At 56.0% G+C, this 16,767-nt stretch carries 13 protein-coding genes; 7 read left to right on the forward strand and 6 right to left on the reverse strand.

Annotated features, from left to right (window positions below; all coding sequences use genetic code 11):
* The first annotated feature begins 231 nt into the window (after nt 1-231).
* The 3 genes from feoA to feoC are packed head-to-tail and all read left to right on the forward strand — an operon-like array spanning nt 232 to nt 3,058.
* Nucleotides 232-459, forward strand: a complete 228-nt coding sequence (feoA, locus tag AM379_RS06225) for a ferrous iron transporter A (protein WP_020884570.1) — start codon at nt 232-234, stop codon at nt 457-459.
* 30 nt (nt 460-489) lie between these two features.
* The gene (gene feoB / locus AM379_RS06230) at nt 490-2,808 is read left to right on the forward strand and encodes a Fe(2+) transporter permease subunit FeoB (protein ID WP_106503538.1); all 2,319 of its coding nucleotides are present in this window, start codon (nt 490-492) and stop codon (nt 2,806-2,808) included.
* A 10-nt stretch (nt 2,809-2,818) separates the two neighbouring features.
* Nucleotides 2,819-3,058 carry a [Fe-S]-dependent transcriptional repressor FeoC gene (gene feoC, locus AM379_RS06235; RefSeq protein WP_106503539.1) on the forward strand — a complete coding sequence of 80 codons (240 nt, stop codon included), beginning with the start codon at nt 2,819-2,821 and terminating at the stop codon, nt 3,056-3,058.
* 30 nt (nt 3,059-3,088) lie between these two features.
* Here the strand turns inward: feoC and AM379_RS06240 are convergent, their stop codons facing one another.
* The gene (locus tag AM379_RS06240; protein WP_020884569.1) at nt 3,089-3,358 is read right to left on the reverse strand and encodes a YdgH/BhsA/McbA-like domain containing protein; all 270 of its coding nucleotides are present in this window, start codon (nt 3,356-3,358) and stop codon (nt 3,089-3,091) included.
* Nucleotides 3,359-3,469: 111 nt separating this feature from the next.
* A complete protein-coding gene (bioH, locus tag AM379_RS06245; RefSeq protein ID WP_020884568.1) occupies nt 3,470-4,243 on the reverse strand; it encodes a pimeloyl-ACP methyl ester esterase BioH in 774 nt (257 codons plus the stop codon).
* A 36-nt stretch (nt 4,244-4,279) separates the two neighbouring features.
* On the opposite strand from bioH, the gene gntX reads away from it, so the two are divergent.
* From gntX to gntT, 3 genes are all read left to right on the forward strand, one after another.
* Nucleotides 4,280-4,963: a DNA utilization protein GntX gene (gntX, locus tag AM379_RS06250; protein ID WP_020884567.1), complete on the forward strand. Its 684-nt coding sequence runs from the start codon at nt 4,280-4,282 to the stop codon at nt 4,961-4,963.
* A gap of 61 nt (nt 4,964-5,024) precedes the next feature.
* Nucleotides 5,025-5,600: a Fe-S biogenesis protein NfuA gene (gene nfuA, locus AM379_RS06255; protein ID WP_003861601.1), complete on the forward strand. Its 576-nt coding sequence runs from the start codon at nt 5,025-5,027 to the stop codon at nt 5,598-5,600.
* Nucleotides 5,601-5,907: 307 nt separating this feature from the next.
* The gene (gene gntT, locus AM379_RS06260) at nt 5,908-7,224 is read left to right on the forward strand and encodes a gluconate transporter (RefSeq protein ID WP_014171973.1); all 1,317 of its coding nucleotides are present in this window, start codon (nt 5,908-5,910) and stop codon (nt 7,222-7,224) included.
* Nucleotides 7,225-7,276: 52 nt separating this feature from the next.
* Here the strand turns inward: gntT and malQ are convergent, their stop codons facing one another.
* Nucleotides 7,277-9,358, reverse strand: a complete 2,082-nt coding sequence (malQ, locus tag AM379_RS06265) for a 4-alpha-glucanotransferase (RefSeq protein WP_025202852.1) — start codon at nt 9,356-9,358, stop codon at nt 7,277-7,279.
* A 9-nt stretch (nt 9,359-9,367) separates the two neighbouring features.
* Nucleotides 9,368-11,761, reverse strand: a complete 2,394-nt coding sequence (gene malP / locus AM379_RS06270) for a maltodextrin phosphorylase (protein WP_025202851.1) — start codon at nt 11,759-11,761, stop codon at nt 9,368-9,370.
* Nucleotides 11,762-12,346: 585 nt separating this feature from the next.
* Here malP and malT point away from each other — a divergent pair.
* Nucleotides 12,347-15,052, forward strand: a complete 2,706-nt coding sequence (gene malT, locus AM379_RS06275; RefSeq protein ID WP_020884564.1) for an HTH-type transcriptional regulator MalT — start codon at nt 12,347-12,349, stop codon at nt 15,050-15,052.
* Nucleotides 15,053-15,136: 84 nt separating this feature from the next.
* Here malT and AM379_RS06280 read toward each other — a convergent pair whose 3' ends face one another.
* Together AM379_RS06280 and glpG are read right to left on the reverse strand one after the other, a co-directional pair.
* Nucleotides 15,137-15,895, reverse strand: coding sequence for a DeoR/GlpR family transcriptional regulator (locus AM379_RS06280; protein WP_008503060.1), 759 nt, complete (start codon nt 15,893-15,895; stop codon nt 15,137-15,139).
* Nucleotides 15,896-15,911: 16 nt separating this feature from the next.
* Nucleotides 15,912-16,742, reverse strand: coding sequence for a rhomboid family intramembrane serine protease GlpG (gene glpG / locus AM379_RS06285; protein ID WP_106503540.1), 831 nt, complete (start codon nt 16,740-16,742; stop codon nt 15,912-15,914).
* Nucleotides 16,743-16,767: the final 25 nt, after the last annotated feature.

Below are 16,767 nucleotides of genomic sequence, written 5' to 3' on the forward strand. Positions count from 1 at the left end.
GTAAAATATGAAACCGGTTGTATATCTATATTTCAACCATCAGTGATCACACTATTAACAAATAAGCCTTTCCTCTCCCTGCCGCAGAATCAGTAAATATTGAGCAAGGTCAAACAGGCCGTAAATTAATACCGCAAACAACATTCCGTCACAGTTTTATTATTGCTGATAAAAACTATTCTCATTATCATCCCATAGTAGATATTTTAACCTCTCGTGGAATCAGGCATTATGCAATTCACTCCAGACAGTGCATGGAAAATTACCGGTTTTACCCACGAAATTAGCCCGGCCTATCGACAAAAGCTGCTGTCGCTGGGCATGCTGCCCGGCTCGTCATTTCAGGTCGTGCGCGTCGCCCCGTTAGGTGATCCGGTGCATATCGAAACCCGACGCGTAAATCTGGTATTGCGTAAAAAAGATCTCGCATTAATAGAAGTCGAAGCCTTATCCCGATAACAAGCCAGCGGTTTCAGTGAGTCCAGAAAAATGAAAAAATTAACTATTGGCTTAATTGGCAATCCTAATTCCGGCAAGACAACGCTATTTAACCAGCTCACGGGTGCGCGCCAGCGCGTCGGTAACTGGGCTGGCGTAACGGTTGAACGTAAAGAAGGCCTGTTCTCAACAACAGATCACCAGGTCACGCTGGTTGACCTGCCCGGCACGTACTCCTTAACCACGATCTCCTCGCAAACTTCGCTCGATGAGCAGATTGCCTGCCACTATATTCTTAGCGGCGACGCGGATCTGCTCATCAACGTGGTTGATGCCTCAAACCTTGAGCGTAACCTCTACCTGACGCTGCAGCTGCTGGAGCTGGGCATTCCCTGCATCGTGGCGCTCAACATGCTCGACATTGCAGAGAAACAGAAACTGCGTATCGACGTCGATGCCCTCTCCGCACGGCTGGGGTGCCCGGTCGTTCCGCTGGTGTCGACGCGCGCCCGCGGTATTGATGCCCTGAAACTGGCTATCGATCGCCACGCGGGAAATCGTAACGTTGAGCTGGTGCACTACGCCCAGCCGCTCCTGCGCGAAGCGGATCTGCTGGCGCAAGAGATGGACAAAAGCATGCCCGCGAAACAGCGTCTGTGGCTCAGCCTGCAAATGCTGGAAGGGGATATCTACAGCCGCGCCTATGCTGGTCATGCGGCAGATAAACTGGACGTGGTCCTCGCCCGTCTGAGCGACGAGCTGGATGACCCGGCCCTGCATATCGCTGATGCTCGCTATCAGGCCATCGCCGCGATTTGCGACGTGGTCAGTAACGCCCTGACGGCGGAACCGAGCCGCTTCACCGCGGCCGTGGATAAAGTTGTGCTTAACCGCTTCCTCGGTTTGCCGGTCTTCTTGCTGGTGATGTACCTGATGTTCTTGCTCGCCATTAACATTGGTGGCGCACTCCAGCCGATTTTCGATGCCGGTTCCGTTGCTATCTTTGTTCATGGTATTCAGTGGGTGGGTTACACCCTGCATTTCCCGGAATGGCTGACTATCTTCCTTGCCCAGGGGATTGGCGGTGGTATCAACACCGTACTGCCTCTGGTGCCGCAAATCGGCATGATGTATCTGTTCCTCTCCTTCCTTGAGGATTCCGGTTACATGGCGCGCGCCGCCTTCGTCATGGATCGCCTGATGCAGGCGCTCGGTCTGCCGGGCAAATCCTTCGTGCCGCTGATCGTGGGCTTCGGCTGTAACGTGCCCTCGGTTATGGGTGCCCGTACGCTGGATGCGCCGCGTGAACGTCTGATGACCATTATGATGGCACCGTTTATGTCCTGCGGTGCGCGACTGGCTATCTTCGCGGTCTTTGCCGCGGCCTTCTTTGGGCAGCAGGGGGCGCTGGCGGTCTTCTCGCTGTACGTGCTGGGTATCGTCATGGCCATTCTCACGGGGCTGATGCTGAAACACACCATCATGCGCGGCGAAGCGTCGCCGTTCGTCATGGAACTGCCGGTCTACCACGTCCCCCATCTTAAAAGCCTGGTGATCCAGACCTGGCAGCGCCTGAAAGGCTTCGTCCTGCGTGCCGGTAAAGTGATTGTTATCGTGAGTATTTTCCTGAGCGCGCTGAACAGCTTCACCCTGAGCGGAGAGGCTGCGGATAACATCAACGACTCCGCCCTCGCCTCCGTCAGCCGCGTCATAACCCCGGTCTTCAAACCGATTGGTGTCCATGACGATAACTGGCAGGCGACCGTCGGTCTGTTCACCGGTGCGATGGCGAAAGAGGTGGTCGTCGGGACCCTGAATACGCTCTACACCGCGGAGAACATCCAGGAGCAAGCGTTCAATCCGGCAGAGTTTCATCTCGGTAACGAACTGCTGGGCGCCGTCGAAGAGACATGGCAGAGCCTGAAAGACACCTTTAGCCTGAGCGTGCTGGCGAACCCTATTGAGGCCAGTAAAGGTGACGGCGAAATGGCAACGGGTGCCATGGGCGTGATGAGCGAGAAATTTGGTAGCGCCTCTGCGGCCTACAGCTACCTCATCTTTGTTCTGCTCTATATTCCGTGCATCTCCGTCATGGGCGCGATTGCCCGCGAGTCCAGCCGTGGCTGGATGGGCTTCTCCATTCTGTGGGGGCTCAACATCGCGTACTCGCTGGCGACGCTCTTTTATCAGACCGTTAACTTTAGCCAGCACCCGCGTTATAGCCTGGTGTGCATCCTGGCGGTTGTGCTGTTTAACGTGCTCGTTCTCGGCCTGCTACGCCGGGCACGCAGCCGGGTTGATATCAACCTGCTGGCAAACCGCAAAACGGCTGCCACCTGCTGCAACAGCCCGGCGGGCGACTGTCATTAAGGGGTAAGCCATGGCATCGTTGATTCAGGTACGTGACCTGCTGGCGTTACAAGGGCGAATGGAGGCGAAACAGCTGAGCCTCACCCTGCATACCCCGCAGCCGATGATCGATGCCATGCTGGAAAGACTGGAAGCCATGGGAAAAGCGGTGCGTATTCAGGAAGAGGCGGAGGGCTGCCTGTCCGGCAGGTGTAAAAGCTGCCCGGAAGGAAAAGCCTGTCTCAGAGAGTGGTGGGCACTGCGCGCATAAAGCCGGGCATCGCTGCCCGGCATTAACGTATTACTTATAGACGTCCGCCGTTGCGCGTACGTTTTTGGTCTGTTTTTCGGCACTGGTGACGACGTAGTACTTCCCACCCAGCTCATCCGCTTTCTTAGACAGCTCTCTTTTAGCGTCCATCGGCGCGGTCGTGTCAGACGTAGAAATCTCACCAACTTTGGTCAGATTCATCCCGGCAACTTTATCTTTTTCCAGCTCTTGTGCCGCAAAGGCGCCAAATGAAAGTGACCCAATAACCAGAGAAGTGACGATACCTGTAACAAGTTTCATAGCCTGACTCTCCATAGGATTGTTGTTTTGATTATCGTAGGCAGAACAACCGCAACGACATCTGGAGTATGGTTGCGGTGTGAAACTTTTTCCAGGCTGGATAGAAAATAATCAGTCTAAACGTTGACTTAACGCAACGAGCGCTGAACAAAACTCCGCCGGATGAGAGATAAACGGCGCATGCGCGGCTTTATTTATCACCAGAGACTCACTTTGTGGCCAGAGTGAATCCAGTACTGGAACCACTTTGCGCGGCACCAGCCCGTCGAGGTAGCCGTAGATACGCAGGTGCGGCATCGCCAGCGCGGCCAGCGGCTCACGCAAATCGACGGTTTTGAGGATCTCAAGCCCCCCGTTAAGCACCTCAACGTCCGGCATCGGCAGGGAAAGCACGGTCTGCTTCAGCGCTCTGGCATCCTGACGCGCGGTGTCGGTTCCCATTGTCTGCAGGGCCAGGAAACGCTCAACGGTCCGCTGGAAGTCTTCGCTCAGCTGTTTCTGGAACCCGGCCAGCACATCCGGTTTTATGCCCGGCCAGTCGTCCTTTGCACTGAAGCACGGTGACGAGGCTACCGTGACCAGCGCACGCACGCGCTCGGGATGGGTCAACGCAATCTGGCTCGCCACCAGCCCGCCCAGGCTCCAGCCCAGCCAGATGGCGTGTTGCGGCGCAGCGTCCAGCACCTGCTGCGCCATCTCCTCGACCGACATTGCCCCAAAGCCGCGGCTGCGGCCAAAGCCCGGTAAATCCACCAGATGCAGGGTAAATTGCGAGGCGAGTTCCCCGGTTATGCAATTCCATACTTCGGCATTCAGGCCCCATCCGTGCAGCAGCACAAGATGGCAATTTCCCGTCCCTACGGTCTGCCACCACAGCGTCTTCATCAGTTACTGTTCTCTTTTTTCACATGGAGGTTGCACATGTTAACAGTGCCTGGCTTGTGCTGGCTATGCCGGATGCCGCTTGCCCTCAGCGCATGGGGCGTCTGCTCCGTTTGCACCCGCTCGCTGAAAAGGCAGGCGATGACGTGTCCGCAGTGTGGGCTAAATGCCACCGGGCGAGACGTTCCCTGCGGCCGCTGCCTGAAAAAAGCGCCGCCGTGGTGTGCCCTGGTGGCTGTGGATGATTATGTTGCGCCGTTAAGCGGCCTTATTCATGCGCTGAAGTTTGCCGGCCAGAGTGTGCTGGCGCGTCCCCTCGCCCGCCTGTTACTGCTGGCCGTTTTACAGGCGCGACGCACCCGCGGCCTGCCGAACATCGACATGGTGGTTAACGTGCCTTTATACCGTCGCCGACACTGGCGACGCGGCTATAACCAAAGTGACCTGCTCTGCCGCCCGCTCGCCCGATGGCTCGGTTGCCGGTACGACGCCCGTGCGCTCAAACGCGTCCATAATACGGCCATCCAGCATCAGCTCACGGCCCGGCTTCGCAAAAGGAACCTCAAAAATGCCTTTCGTCTTGAATTCCCGGTCAAAGGCCTCCATATCGCGATTGTGGATGATGTTGTCACCACAGGCAGTACCGTTGCTGAACTTTCCCGACTGCTTTTGCAAAGCGGCGCCGCGTCGGTTCAGGTATGGTGTCTGTGCCGTACCTTGTAGCCCTTCTTCAATGGGCGTATGATTATACCCAGGTAATTTAGTCAACTATTAGGCCAAAGCTATGATCCGTATTTCCGATTCTGCACAAGCGCACTTTGCCAAACTGCTGGCAAATCAGGAAGAAGGGACGCAGATCCGCGTGTTTGTGATCAATCCAGGCACTCCGAATGCAGAATGTGGTGTCTCTTATTGTCCTCCGGACGCAGTGGAAGCGACTGACACTGCCCTTAAATTTGAACAGCTCACGGCTTACGTTGATGAGCTGAGCGCACCGTATCTTGAAGATGCGGAGATCGACTTCGTCACCGATCAGCTGGGTTCTCAGCTGACCCTGAAAGCGCCAAACGCCAAAATGCGTAAAGTGTCTGACGATGCCCCCCTGATGGAGCGCGTCGAGTACCTGCTGCAGTCTCAGATCAACCCGCAGCTGGCGGGGCACGGCGGTCGTGTTTCCCTGATGGAAATCACTGAAGACGGCCTGGCGATCCTGCAGTTCGGCGGCGGTTGTAACGGTTGTTCAATGGTTGATGTCACGCTGAAAGAAGGGATCGAGAAGCAGCTGCTGAACGAATTCCCGGAACTGAAAGGTGTGCGCGATCTGACCGAACACCAGCGCGGCGAGCACTCTTACTACTAAGTGTCCGCCTGCTTTTGCCCGGTGGCGCTATGCTTATCGGGCCTGCTTTCCCCTCCCTGCCTTGCCTCCCCATATGTTGACCTGCGTCTCATAATTCAAATTTAGCCCCCCAGGGTGATTCTCAACCACGACATGTTACCCGTATCATTCTCGTGGGCACTAAGCACCTTCATAACAGCCGACTAAACTTAATAGTTTCCAAGGCAACAGTATTAGTGCCGTTAACACTCTGTTCCCAGTTGGGACAATCGGAATTTGTCGTTGAAACAATGACGTTACCCATAACAATTCAAAGGCCAGGTAAATCATGCCATTAGTCATCGTTGCTATCGGTGTTGTGTTATTACTGCTCTTGATGATCCGTTTCAAAATGAACGGGTTTATCGCTCTGGTTCTGGTGGCACTTGCAGTCGGTCTGATGCAAGGGATGCCGCTGGTGAAAGTCATCAGCTCCATTAAAGCCGGTGTCGGCGGCACGCTCGGTAGCCTGGCACTGATCATGGGCTTTGGCGCTATGCTCGGCAAAATGCTGGCGGACTGTGGGGGCGCCCAGCGTATTGCCACCACGCTGATTGCCAAATTTGGTAAGAAGAATATTCAGTGGGCGGTTGTGTTAACCGGGTTTACCGTCGGTTTCGCACTGTTCTATGAAGTGGGCTTCGTGCTGATGCTGCCACTGGTGTTCACCATCGCAGCGGCAGCGAACATTCCACTGCTGTATGTCGGTGTACCGATGGCCGCCGCGCTGTCCGTTACGCACGGTTTCCTGCCACCACACCCGGGTCCAACCGCGATCGCCACCATCTTCCATGCCGATATGGGTAAAACCCTGCTGTTCGGTACGATTCTGGCAATCCCGACGGTGATCCTGGCCGGCCCGGTTTATGCCCGCTTCCTGAAAGGGATTGATAAGCCTATCCCGGAAGGTCTGTACAGCGCGAAAACCTTCACGGAAGAAGAGATGCCTGGTTTTGGCGTCAGCGTCTGGACCTCTCTGGTGCCGGTTATCCTGATGGCGATGCGTGCCGTGGCGGAAATGATCTTGCCAAAAGGCCACCCGTTCCTGTCCGTTGCCGAGTTCCTGGGCGACCCGGTGATGGCGACGCTGATTGCGGTGCTGATTGCGATGTTCACCTTCGGCCTGAACCGTGGTCGTTCAATGGATCAGATTAACGACACGCTGACTTCTTCCATCAAAATCATTGCCATGATGCTGCTGATTATCGGTGGTGGCGGTGCGTTCAAGCAGGTGTTGGTCGACAGCGGCGTGGATAAATACATCGCGGCCATGATGCATGAAACCAATGTGTCACCGCTGCTGATGGCGTGGTCTATCGCTGCGGTGCTGCGTATCGCGCTCGGCTCTGCAACCGTTGCGGCAATCACCGCCGGTGGTATCGTTGCGCCGCTGATTGCGACGACGGGCGTGAGCCCTGAGCTGATGGTTATCGCGGTAGGTTCCGGTAGCGTGATTTTCTCTCACGTGAACGATCCGGGCTTCTGGCTGTTCAAGGAATATTTCAACCTGACTATCGGTGAAACCATCAAGTCCTGGTCTGCACTGGAAACCATTATTTCGGTGTGTGGTCTGGTCGGGGTTCTGCTGTTGAACATGGTTATCTGATATCAAAAAGCCGGGTAGCTTGCGCTTACCCGGCTTTCTTCTCTCTGTGAGACTACCGCGTTTTACCCACCGCTTTTCTGCGCTTATCCAAATCCTTAATCAGCCTGTTCACCCCGTCATCGGCAAACATCTTCTCAAGCGTGATGGACAATTTGCGACGCCAGTTCTTGTACTGATAGCTGGTACCCGGAATGTTCACCGGCTCCGCCATATCAATCCAGTCTTCCGGCTGCAGACCCAGCAGGGCACTGTTGCTGTCGGCAATATAGCGCTGCAATCCGCGGTTGAGTGTAGGCGTCATCGACATCAGTGATGCCTTATGCCCGGCGCGTTTCGGCAGGCAGCCATGCTTGTGTAACGCATCAAGCAACCCTTGCTTCGCCAGCTCGCGATCCTGATACAGCCCACGTAGGACCTCTTCATCCGGATACAGACCCAGCGTTTTACCGAGTGTCAGATCGCCGCTTTCCCAATAGCCACGAAGCGTAGGAAGGTCATGCGTCGTCGCGACTGCCATTGACTGTTCAGGGTACGCTTTCGGCGCGCGGAAGGTTTTCTCATGGTCGTTTTCAAAATAGAGCACTTTATAGGAGTAAACACCGCTGTCGCGGAGCTTACTGACAATCTCAACCGGCACGGTACCGAGATCTTCGCCGATCACCATGCACTGATGACGTTTACTCTCCAGCGCCAGGATCGAGAGCAGATCGTCAACCGGATACTGTACATACGCGCCGTGGTCAGCCGTTTCACCATAAGGGATCCACCACAGACGCAGGACGGACATCACGTGGTCAATTCGCAGCGCGCCGCAGTTTTGCATGTTGGCGCGCAGCAGGTCGATAAACGGCTCGTAAGCCCGCGCAGCCATGACGTGCGGATCCATCGGCGGCAAACCCCAGTTCTGGCCGAGCGGGCCAAGAATATCCGGCGGTGCGCCCACGGAGGCCTTCAGGCAATAAAGCTCGCGGTCACACCAGGTTTCCGCCCCGCCTTCCGCCACGCCAACGGCCAGATCGCGGTACAGGCCGATCGGCATTTTATAGCCCTGGCTCACCTGCCAGCAGGCGGCAAACTGGCTGTAAGCCAGCCACTGCAGCCAGAGGAAGAAGTCCACCTCGTCAGCATACTTTTTGCAGAACGCCTGCACTTCGGGCGTATCGACAGATTGATACGCTTCCGGCCATACCGGCCAGCCCCAGCGCATTTCGTCCTCTTTTACCTGATAAGCGTGCAATGCATCGAACGCCGCCTGCCAGTAAAGGCTCTCGCCTTCCTGGGCCACAAACTGGCGGAAAGCCGACATCTGCTCGTCATCACGCTGCGAAAAACCTTTCCACGCCAGACGTAACGCGGCCATTTTCAGTGCGGTGACGGTGGCATAGTCTACCCAGTCCGTCTCGCGCGCCTGCTTCAGCGCCTGCTGAGTGGTCGTGAGGTTCCACCACGCCTGCGCCTCTTTGCTGCTTTTGAAATCGTCTAAGGCATTCACGTCAATGTAAATCACGTTCAGCCAGCGACGGGATGACGGGCTGTACGGACTGGCACTTTCCGGGTTCGCCGGATAGAGCGCATGAATGGGGTTGAGGCCGATAAACGCACCGCCACGCTCGCCCACATCCGCCAGCATCTTTTTCAGGTCGCCAAAATCGCCGATACCCCAGTTGCTGTCAGAGCGCAGCGTGTAGAGCTGCACGCAGGCCCCCCACAGCTTTTTACCCTCGAGCAACGCCTGCGGCTCATAGCAGCGTTTTGGCGCAACAATCACCCGACAATGAAAACGCTGGTCGTCCTGCGTGAGGGTTAACGTGTGATAGCCCTCCGGCAGTTTTGCCGGAAGGTTAAGCGCTTTGCCACCGGTGGCGTGGCCTTTGTGCTGTTGCCCCTCTTCGGTCGTGAGCAGCCAGCTAAATTCGCCGCGCCCGTTTACCGTAAGCGGCATCTTTTTACCGGCGGTAAACACCTTCACGTTCGGCACCGGAGCAACCGACGCTTTCGCGTCGGTCTTGTGCATGGCATCCAGCAAACGTCTTTTGGTGTCGGCGCCAATAGACTGTGGTTTGCCGTGAGCATTAATGTAACTGAGGCTGATCCCCGCCGCCTGCGCGGCACTGTCCAGACGTTTACTCTCCATCGCGCTTCCTTAGCGTTTTGCCTGCCAGATACGAGCCTGATAATCACGGATTGAGCGGTCAGAACTGAACATCCCGCAGCGGGCGGTGTTCAGAATGCACGCCCGGGTCCACGCTTCCTGGTCGCGATACAGCACATCGACCTGTTTTTGCGCGTCCACATAGGCCGTAAAGTCCGCCATGACCAGATACGGGTCACCGCCGTGTTTGTCCATGCTGTGCAGCATCTGGTCAAAGGCATGTTTATCGCCATCGCTGTACTTACCGCTTTCCAGCTCTTTCAGAACCGCATCAAGAACTTTGTCTTTCTTACGCCATTTCACCGGGTCGTAACCTTTGGCCTTGAGGGCTTTCACTTCTTCGACGGTATGGCCGAAGATAAAGATGTTCTCTTCCCCCACCTTTTCGGCGATCTCGACGTTCGCGCCGTCGAGCGTACCGACGGTCAGCGCACCGTTCAGCGCCAGCTTCATGTTGCCGGTACCGGAAGCTTCTTTCCCTGCCGTGGAGATCTGCTCGGAGATATCCGCCGCCGGGATCAGCATCTCAGCTGCAGAGACGCAGTAGTCCGGCAGGAACACCACCTTCAGCTTGTCACCCACTTTCGGATCGTTATTGATGGCCGCGGCCACTTTATTAATGGCGAGGATAATGTTTTTCGCCAGGTAGTAGCCCGGTGCGGCTTTCGCCCCAAACAGGAACACGCGCGGTACGCGGTCAGCCTGCGGGTTCTCGCGGATCTCTTTATACAGCGCCAGAATGTGCAGCAGGTTCAGATGCTGGCGTTTGTACTCATGCAGACGTTTGATCTGAATATCGAAAATGGCGTTCGGGTTGATCTCAATGCCGGTACGCGCTTTGACAAAATGCGCCAGACGCACTTTGTTTTCGAGCTTAATGGCGCGGTACTGCTCGCGGAATGCCGCGTCGTCGGCATACTTTTCCAGATTGATAAGCTGGTCCAGATCGTTGGCCCACTCTTTCTTCAGGGTTTTGTCCAGCAGGCCAGCCAGCAGCGGGTTGCACTGCTTAATCCAGCGACGCGGCGTGATGCCGTTGGTCACGTTATGGAATTTGGTCGGCCACAGCTGGTGGTATTCCGGGAACAGGTCTTTCACCACCAGATCCGAGTGCAGCGCCGCCACACCGTTCACCGCAAAACCGCTCACCACGCACATGTTCGCCATGCGCACCTGTTTGTCATGTACCACAGCCAGCTTCGCCCACACCGCTTTGTCGCCCGGCCAGGTTTTATCCACTTGCTTTTTAAACGCGTCGTTAATCTTGTTGATGATCTGCATATGACGCGGCAGCAGGGCTTTCACCAGCTTCTCATCCCAGCACTCCAGCGCTTCAGGCATCAGGGTGTGGTTGGTATAGGCAAACGTACGGCTGGTGATCGCCCACGCGTCATCCCAGCTCAGTTGGTGCTCGTCAATCAGCACGCGCAACAGTTCAGGAATCGCAATCGTCGGGTGCGTATCGTTAAGCTGGATCACTTCGAAGTCCGGCAGCTGCGCCAGCTTGCGGCCCGCCAGGTGATGACGACGCAGAATATCCGCAATGGAACAGGCACACTGGAAGTACTGCTGCATCAGACGCAGTTTCTTGCCCGCCAGATGGTTGTCGTTCGGGTAAAGGACTTTGGTCAGTTTCTCAGCGTCGATCCCCTGCTGCTCGGCACGCAGGAAATCGCCGTCGTTGAATTTGGTCAGGTTGAAGGGATGAGCATGCTTTGCCTGCCACAGACGCAGCGGTTGCGCCACGCCGTTACGGTAGCCCAGCACCGGCAGATCCCAGGCTTCGCCGGTCAGGGTAAACGCAGGCTCCCACAGCCCCTGCTTCGTGACTTTACCACCAATGCCCACCTGCACATCAAGCTGTGCATTGTGGCGGAACCAGGGGTAAGTATTGCGGTGCCAGTCATCCGGCGCTTCCATCTGATGACCATCAGCAAACGACTGACGGAACAGGCCGTACTGGTAGTTCAGACCGTAGCCAATGGCCGACTGACCGACGGTGGCCATCGAGTCAAGGAAACAGGCCGCCAGACGTCCCAGACCACCGTTACCCAGCGCCGGGTCAATCTCTTCTTCCAGCAGGTCAGTCAGGTTAATGTCATGCTCTTTCAGCACATCACCCACCTCCTGATACCAGCCGAGGTTCAGCAGGTTGTTACCTGTCAGACGGCCAATCAGGAACTCCATTGAGATGTAGTTAACGTGGCGCTGGTCTTTCGCCGGTTTTGCCAACGGTTGAGCATCCAGCTGCTCCGCGAGCGCACCGCTCACTGCCTGCCACCACTGGTGAGGCGTCATCTCGTTTGCAGCGTGAAGGCCAAAACGCTGCCACTGACGCGTCAGGGCAGCCTGGAATTGAGCTTTGTTAAAGGTAGGCTGTGACATAGGGAATTGGCATCCTGTAGAGAGAAAACACATGTTGGCGCTAGTGTGCCAGGCTCATTTCGCCTCTTCCTCATCCCGCAGGGGATTAGGCAGGGAGGAGTAGCGGGGATGAGCATAAAAGTGTGATCAAGGCCACTCTGAGAGCATAGTGTGAGTGTGCCAGGAAGAAAAAAAGATAACCGGGGAGAATGTCAAAAAAATGAAATACAGTTTCGGATGAAATTAATCCGCGCCGAAATGATTACTTACGCAGAATAATATTTCTGCAATGGGGCCTTACCTAAGGGGATTATTAATCTCACTCAACTTTACCCGAACTTTATTAAATTTGACGTCACTATACCTTTCTGAAACCAGTTTCAGCGTAACCGTGTGACACTGGGACAAGCCAGCGCTGACGCGGTGTTAAAGCCATTCTGGAAAAGTTCCGGTACTCGCCTGAATGTTTTGTGACAGAGTGCAAATTCAGAGCCACAAAACCCAGACATAACTTGCAATAGTTCTCTTTCTGGCCGACCTTATAGCTATTAATTACGAAGCGCAAAAAAAATAAATTCTCTCGTTCCCCACAGTGAAGTGAAAACTATGTTGATTCCGTCTAAATTAAGTCGCCCGGTTCGTCTTGACCATACAGTGGTCCGCGAGCGTCTGCTGGCTAAACTTTCCGGCGCGCATAATTTCCGACTGGCGCTGGTTACGAGCCCTGCAGGTTATGGAAAAACAACGCTCATTTCGCAATGGGCCGCAGGTAAGAGCGACCTTGGCTGGTACTCCCTTGATGAGGGCGATAACCAGCAAGAGCGTTTTGCCAGCTATCTGATTGCCGCCATTCAGCAGGCAACCAACGGACACTGCGTCGCCAGTGAGGTCATGGTGCAAAAGCGCCAGTACGCCAGCCTGTCTTCCCTTTTCTCGCAGCTGTTTATCGAACTGGCCGAATGGCATCGCCCGCTGTACGTGGTGATTGATGATTATCATCTCATCACTAACCCGGTTATCCATGAATCGATGCGTTTCTTCCTGCGTCATCAGCCGGAAAATCTGACCCTGGTCGTGCTGTCGCGTAACCTGCCGCAACTGGGCATCGCCAACCTGCGCGTGCGCGATCAGCTGCTGGAAGTCGGCAGCCAGCAGCTGGCCTTTACCCATCAGGAAGCCAAACAGTTCTTTGACTGTCGACTGAACTCGCCAATTGAGGCCTCCGAAAGCAGCCGCCTGTGTGATGATGTCGCCGGCTGGGCGACGGCGCTGCAGCTGATTGCCCTCTCTGCCCGGCAAAATAACAGCCCGACGCACCAGTCTGCGCGTCGCCTGGCGGGGATTAACGCGAGCCATCTTTCTGATTATCTCGTCGACGAGGTGTTGAACAGCGTTGATCCGTCGACCCGAAATTTCCTGCTCAAAAGTTCTCTGCTGCGTTCCATGAACGACGCGCTGATCGTGCGCGTGACCGGCTGTGAAAACGGTCAGCTGCAGCTGGAAGAGATTGAGCGCCAGGGCCTGTTCCTGACCCGAATGGACGATCCCGGCGAGTGGTTCAGCTATCACCCACTGTTCGGCAGCTTCCTGCGCCAGCGCTGTCAGTGGGAGCTTGCGACGGAACTGCCGGAAATCCATCGCGCCGCCGCCGAAAGCTGGATGGCGCAAGGTTTCCCGAGCGAGGCGATTCACCACGCGCTTGCCGCCGGTGATGCCGGCATGCTGCGCGATATCCTCCTTAACCACGCATGGGGCTTGTTTAACCACAGCGAGCTAACGCTGCTTGAAGAGTCACTGAAAGCCCTGCCGTGGGAGAGCCTGCTGGAGAATCCGCGCCTGGTGCTGCTGCAGGCCTGGCTGATGCAGAGCCAGCATCGCTACAGTGAAGTAAATACCCTGCTGGCACGTGCCGAGCAGGAGATGGAAAGCGATATGGATGCCACCCTGCACGGCGAATTCAACGCCCTGCGAGCGCAGGTGGCGATTAACGACGGTGACCCGGAAGAGGCGGAGCGCCTGGCGATGGTTGCGCTGGATGAACTGCCGCTGGCCAATTTCTACAGCCGTATTGTTGCCACCTCGGTACACGGTGAAGTTCTGCACTGCAAAGGCGAGCTGACGCGCTCCCTTTCGCTCATGCAACAAACTGAACAGATGGCCCGCCGCCACGATGTCTGGCATTACGCGCTGTGGAGCCTGATCCAGCAAAGTGAAATTTTGTTTGCGCAGGGGTTCCTGCAGGCCGCCTGGGAAAATCAGGAAAAGGCCTTCCAGCTGATTCGTGAGCAGCATCTGGAACAGCTGCCGATGCACGAGTTCCTGCTGCGCATTCGTGCACAGCTCCTTTGGGCATGGTCGCGTCTGGATGAAGCGGAAAGCTGCGCCCGTCAGGGTGTGGACGTTCTCTCCAGCTTCCAGCCACAGCAGCAATTGCAGTGTCTGGCGCTGCTGGTTCAGTGCTCGCTGGCGCGTGGCGATCTCGATAACGCCCGCAACCACCTTAACCGTCTGGAAAACCTGCTCGGTAACGGTCAGTACCACAGCGACTGGGTGTCCAACGCCGATAAGGTGCGGGTGATTTACTGGCAGATGACCGGCGACAAAAAATCCGCCGCCAACTGGTTACGTCAGACCCCTAAACCGGAATTTGCCAACAACCACTTCCTGCAGAGCCAGTGGCGCAACATTGCCCGCGTCCAGATCCTGCTCGGTGAATTAGAACCTGCCGAAATCGTGCTGGAAGAGCTTAATGAAAACGCCCGCAGCCTGCGTCTGATGAGCGATCTCAACCGCAATCTGCTTCTGCTGAACCAGCTTTACTGGCAGGCGGGCCGCAAAAACGATGCCCAGCGCGTCCTGCTGGAAGCGCTGCAGCTGGCGAACCGCACCGGGTTTATCAGCCACTTTGTCATTGAAGGTGAAGTGATGGCCCAGCAGCTGCGACAGTTGATTCAACTCAATACGCTGCCAGAGCTGGATCAGCATCGTGCCCAGCGTATTCTGCGCGAGATTAACCAACACCATCGCCATAAGTTTGCGCACTTTGATGAGAACTTCGTTGAACGTCTGCTGAACCATCCGGAAGTACCGGAACTGATCCGCACCAGCCCGCTCACTCAGCGCGAATGGCAGGTGCTGGGGCTGATCTACTCAGGCTACAGCAACGAGCAGATCGCCGGTGAACTGGCGGTGGCGGCGACCACCATCAAAACCCATATCCGCAATCTCTATCAGAAGCTGGGCGTCGCCCATCGTCAGGATGCGGTGCAGCATGCACAGCAGCTGCTGAAGATGATGGGGTACGGCGTGTAATTCTGGTGCGCGTGGGTGCCCTCACCCGGGCCTGTTTTGCAGAAACTAAAAACGGCAACCTTCGGTTGCCGTTTTGCTTTTACGTCAGCACAGTTCCAGCTGCAGATTATTATCCTTAATCACCTGCATCACGCCTGCCGGCGGCATCACGTCGGTATAAACCGCATCAACCATGCTGATGCTGCCCATATTCACCATCGCGTTACGGCCAAACTTGGAGTGGTCCACCACGAGCATAACGTGGCGTGAATTCTCAATAATCGCGCGCTTGGTGCGGACTTCATGATAATCAAACTCCAGCAGGGAGCCATCGCTGTCGATACCGCTGATCCCGAGAATGCCGAAATCGAGACGGAACTGAGAGATAAAGTCGAGCGTCGCTTCACCGATGATGCCGCCGTCGCGGCTGCGCAACTCGCCGCCCGCAAGAATGATGCGGAAATCGTCTTTCTGCATCAGGGTATTCGCGACATTCAGGTTATTGGTCACGACGCGCAGGTTTTCATGATCCAGCAGCGCATGGGCGACCGCTTCCGGCGTGGTGCCGATATCAATAAACAGCGTCGCCCCGTTAGGGATCTGGCTGGCGACTTTCCGCGCAATGCGCTCTTTCTCCGCCGTTTGCGTGGCTTTACGGTCATGCCATGAGGTGTTGACCGAGCTGGACGGCAACGCCGCCCCGCCGTGGTGGCGCAGAATACGGTTTTGATCGGCAAGGTCGTTCAGGTCACGACGAATGGTCTGCGGGCTGACGGCAAACTGCTCGACCAGCTCTTCGGTGCTGACATATCCCTGTTTTTTAACCAGTTCGATAATGGCGTCATGACGTTGTGTTTGTTTCATCAATTATCCCTGAGAATTATGTTCGTTTTCGCGCATGGAGCGTGTCGGCAAACGCCATCGCCAGCCCAACGGCCAGCCCGGTGACGTGTGCACCATTGGCGATAGACATACCAAACAGATCAAACCATCCGGCAATTAGCCATATTAACGCAAAGGTTATTAACCCGCGTTGCAGATAGATGCCACTTTCAGGATCGCGCTCACCTCTGAGCCAGACGTAGCCCATCAGGGCATAAACAACACCTGATAATCCGCCAAACCACGGGCCGCTGAATTTGTGCTGCACATAGCCACTCAACAGGGCACTGATGACGGTGATCACAATCAGCTTCCCGCTGCCCAGACGCTTCTCGACGGCACCACCAAGGTACCACCACCACAGCAGGTTAAAGAGAATATGCATCACCGAGAAGTGCATCAGCGCGTGGGTAAAATAGCGCCAGACGTCAACGTCCAGTGAAGGGTCATAGGGCCATGCCAGGGCGATCATGACGCTCTGGTCGCCGACCACGTTCATCATAATGAACACGATAATGCAGGCCGCCATCAGCAGCAGCGTAAACGGACCCGCGCGTTCGCGCACGGTGGCAAAGAAGGGAAAACGGCGATAGTGCAGCCCGCTGTCCGTCTGGCCTGATTGCCAGCTTGCGGCCAGATAGCGCGGGTCGCCGGGGTTCTCAAGGAATCGCGCCAGCTCCTCATTTACCCTCGCGGCCTGGCTCTCGTCGGCCAGCCACACATCGGTCTGATGATGTTGCTGGATGGTCAGAATAACGCCCTGCGTCGCCATATAGTCGACAAACGCCTGGGCGACGCGCGGGTTGGTAAAAGAGGTGATCATCAACATGGGCAGCCGTCGCTTATTTCCACAC

The organism is Enterobacter cloacae complex sp. FDA-CDC-AR_0132 (assembly GCF_003010695.1).
Taxonomy (GTDB): domain Bacteria; phylum Pseudomonadota; class Gammaproteobacteria; order Enterobacterales; family Enterobacteriaceae; genus Enterobacter; species Enterobacter ludwigii.

Bases quoted from the DNA above. Each gene is read 5' to 3' on its own strand.
- feoA (WP_020884570.1), top strand. From the start codon at position 232: ATGCAATTCACTCCAGACAGTGCATGGAAAATTACCGGTTTTACCCAC.
- feoB (WP_106503538.1), top strand. From the start codon at position 490: ATGAAAAAATTAACTATTGGCTTAATTGGCAATCCTAATTCCGGCAAG.
- feoC (WP_106503539.1), top strand. From the start codon at position 2,819: ATGGCATCGTTGATTCAGGTACGTGACCTGCTGGCGTTACAAGGGCGA.
- AM379_RS06240 (WP_020884569.1), bottom strand. From the start codon at position 3,358: ATGAAACTTGTTACAGGTATCGTCACTTCTCTGGTTATTGGGTCACTT.
- bioH (WP_020884568.1), bottom strand. From the start codon at position 4,243: ATGAAGACGCTGTGGTGGCAGACCGTAGGGACGGGAAATTGCCATCTT.
- gntX (WP_020884567.1), top strand. From the start codon at position 4,280: ATGTTAACAGTGCCTGGCTTGTGCTGGCTATGCCGGATGCCGCTTGCC.
- nfuA (WP_003861601.1), top strand. From the start codon at position 5,025: ATGATCCGTATTTCCGATTCTGCACAAGCGCACTTTGCCAAACTGCTG.
- gntT (WP_014171973.1), top strand. From the start codon at position 5,908: ATGCCATTAGTCATCGTTGCTATCGGTGTTGTGTTATTACTGCTCTTG.
- malQ (WP_025202852.1), bottom strand. From the start codon at position 9,358: ATGGAGAGTAAACGTCTGGACAGTGCCGCGCAGGCGGCGGGGATCAGC.
- malP (WP_025202851.1), bottom strand. From the start codon at position 11,761: ATGTCACAGCCTACCTTTAACAAAGCTCAATTCCAGGCTGCCCTGACG.
- malT (WP_020884564.1), top strand. From the start codon at position 12,347: ATGTTGATTCCGTCTAAATTAAGTCGCCCGGTTCGTCTTGACCATACA.
- AM379_RS06280 (WP_008503060.1), bottom strand. From the start codon at position 15,895: ATGAAACAAACACAACGTCATGACGCCATTATCGAACTGGTTAAAAAA.
- glpG (WP_106503540.1), bottom strand. From the start codon at position 16,742: ATGTTGATGATCACCTCTTTTACCAACCCGCGCGTCGCCCAGGCGTTT.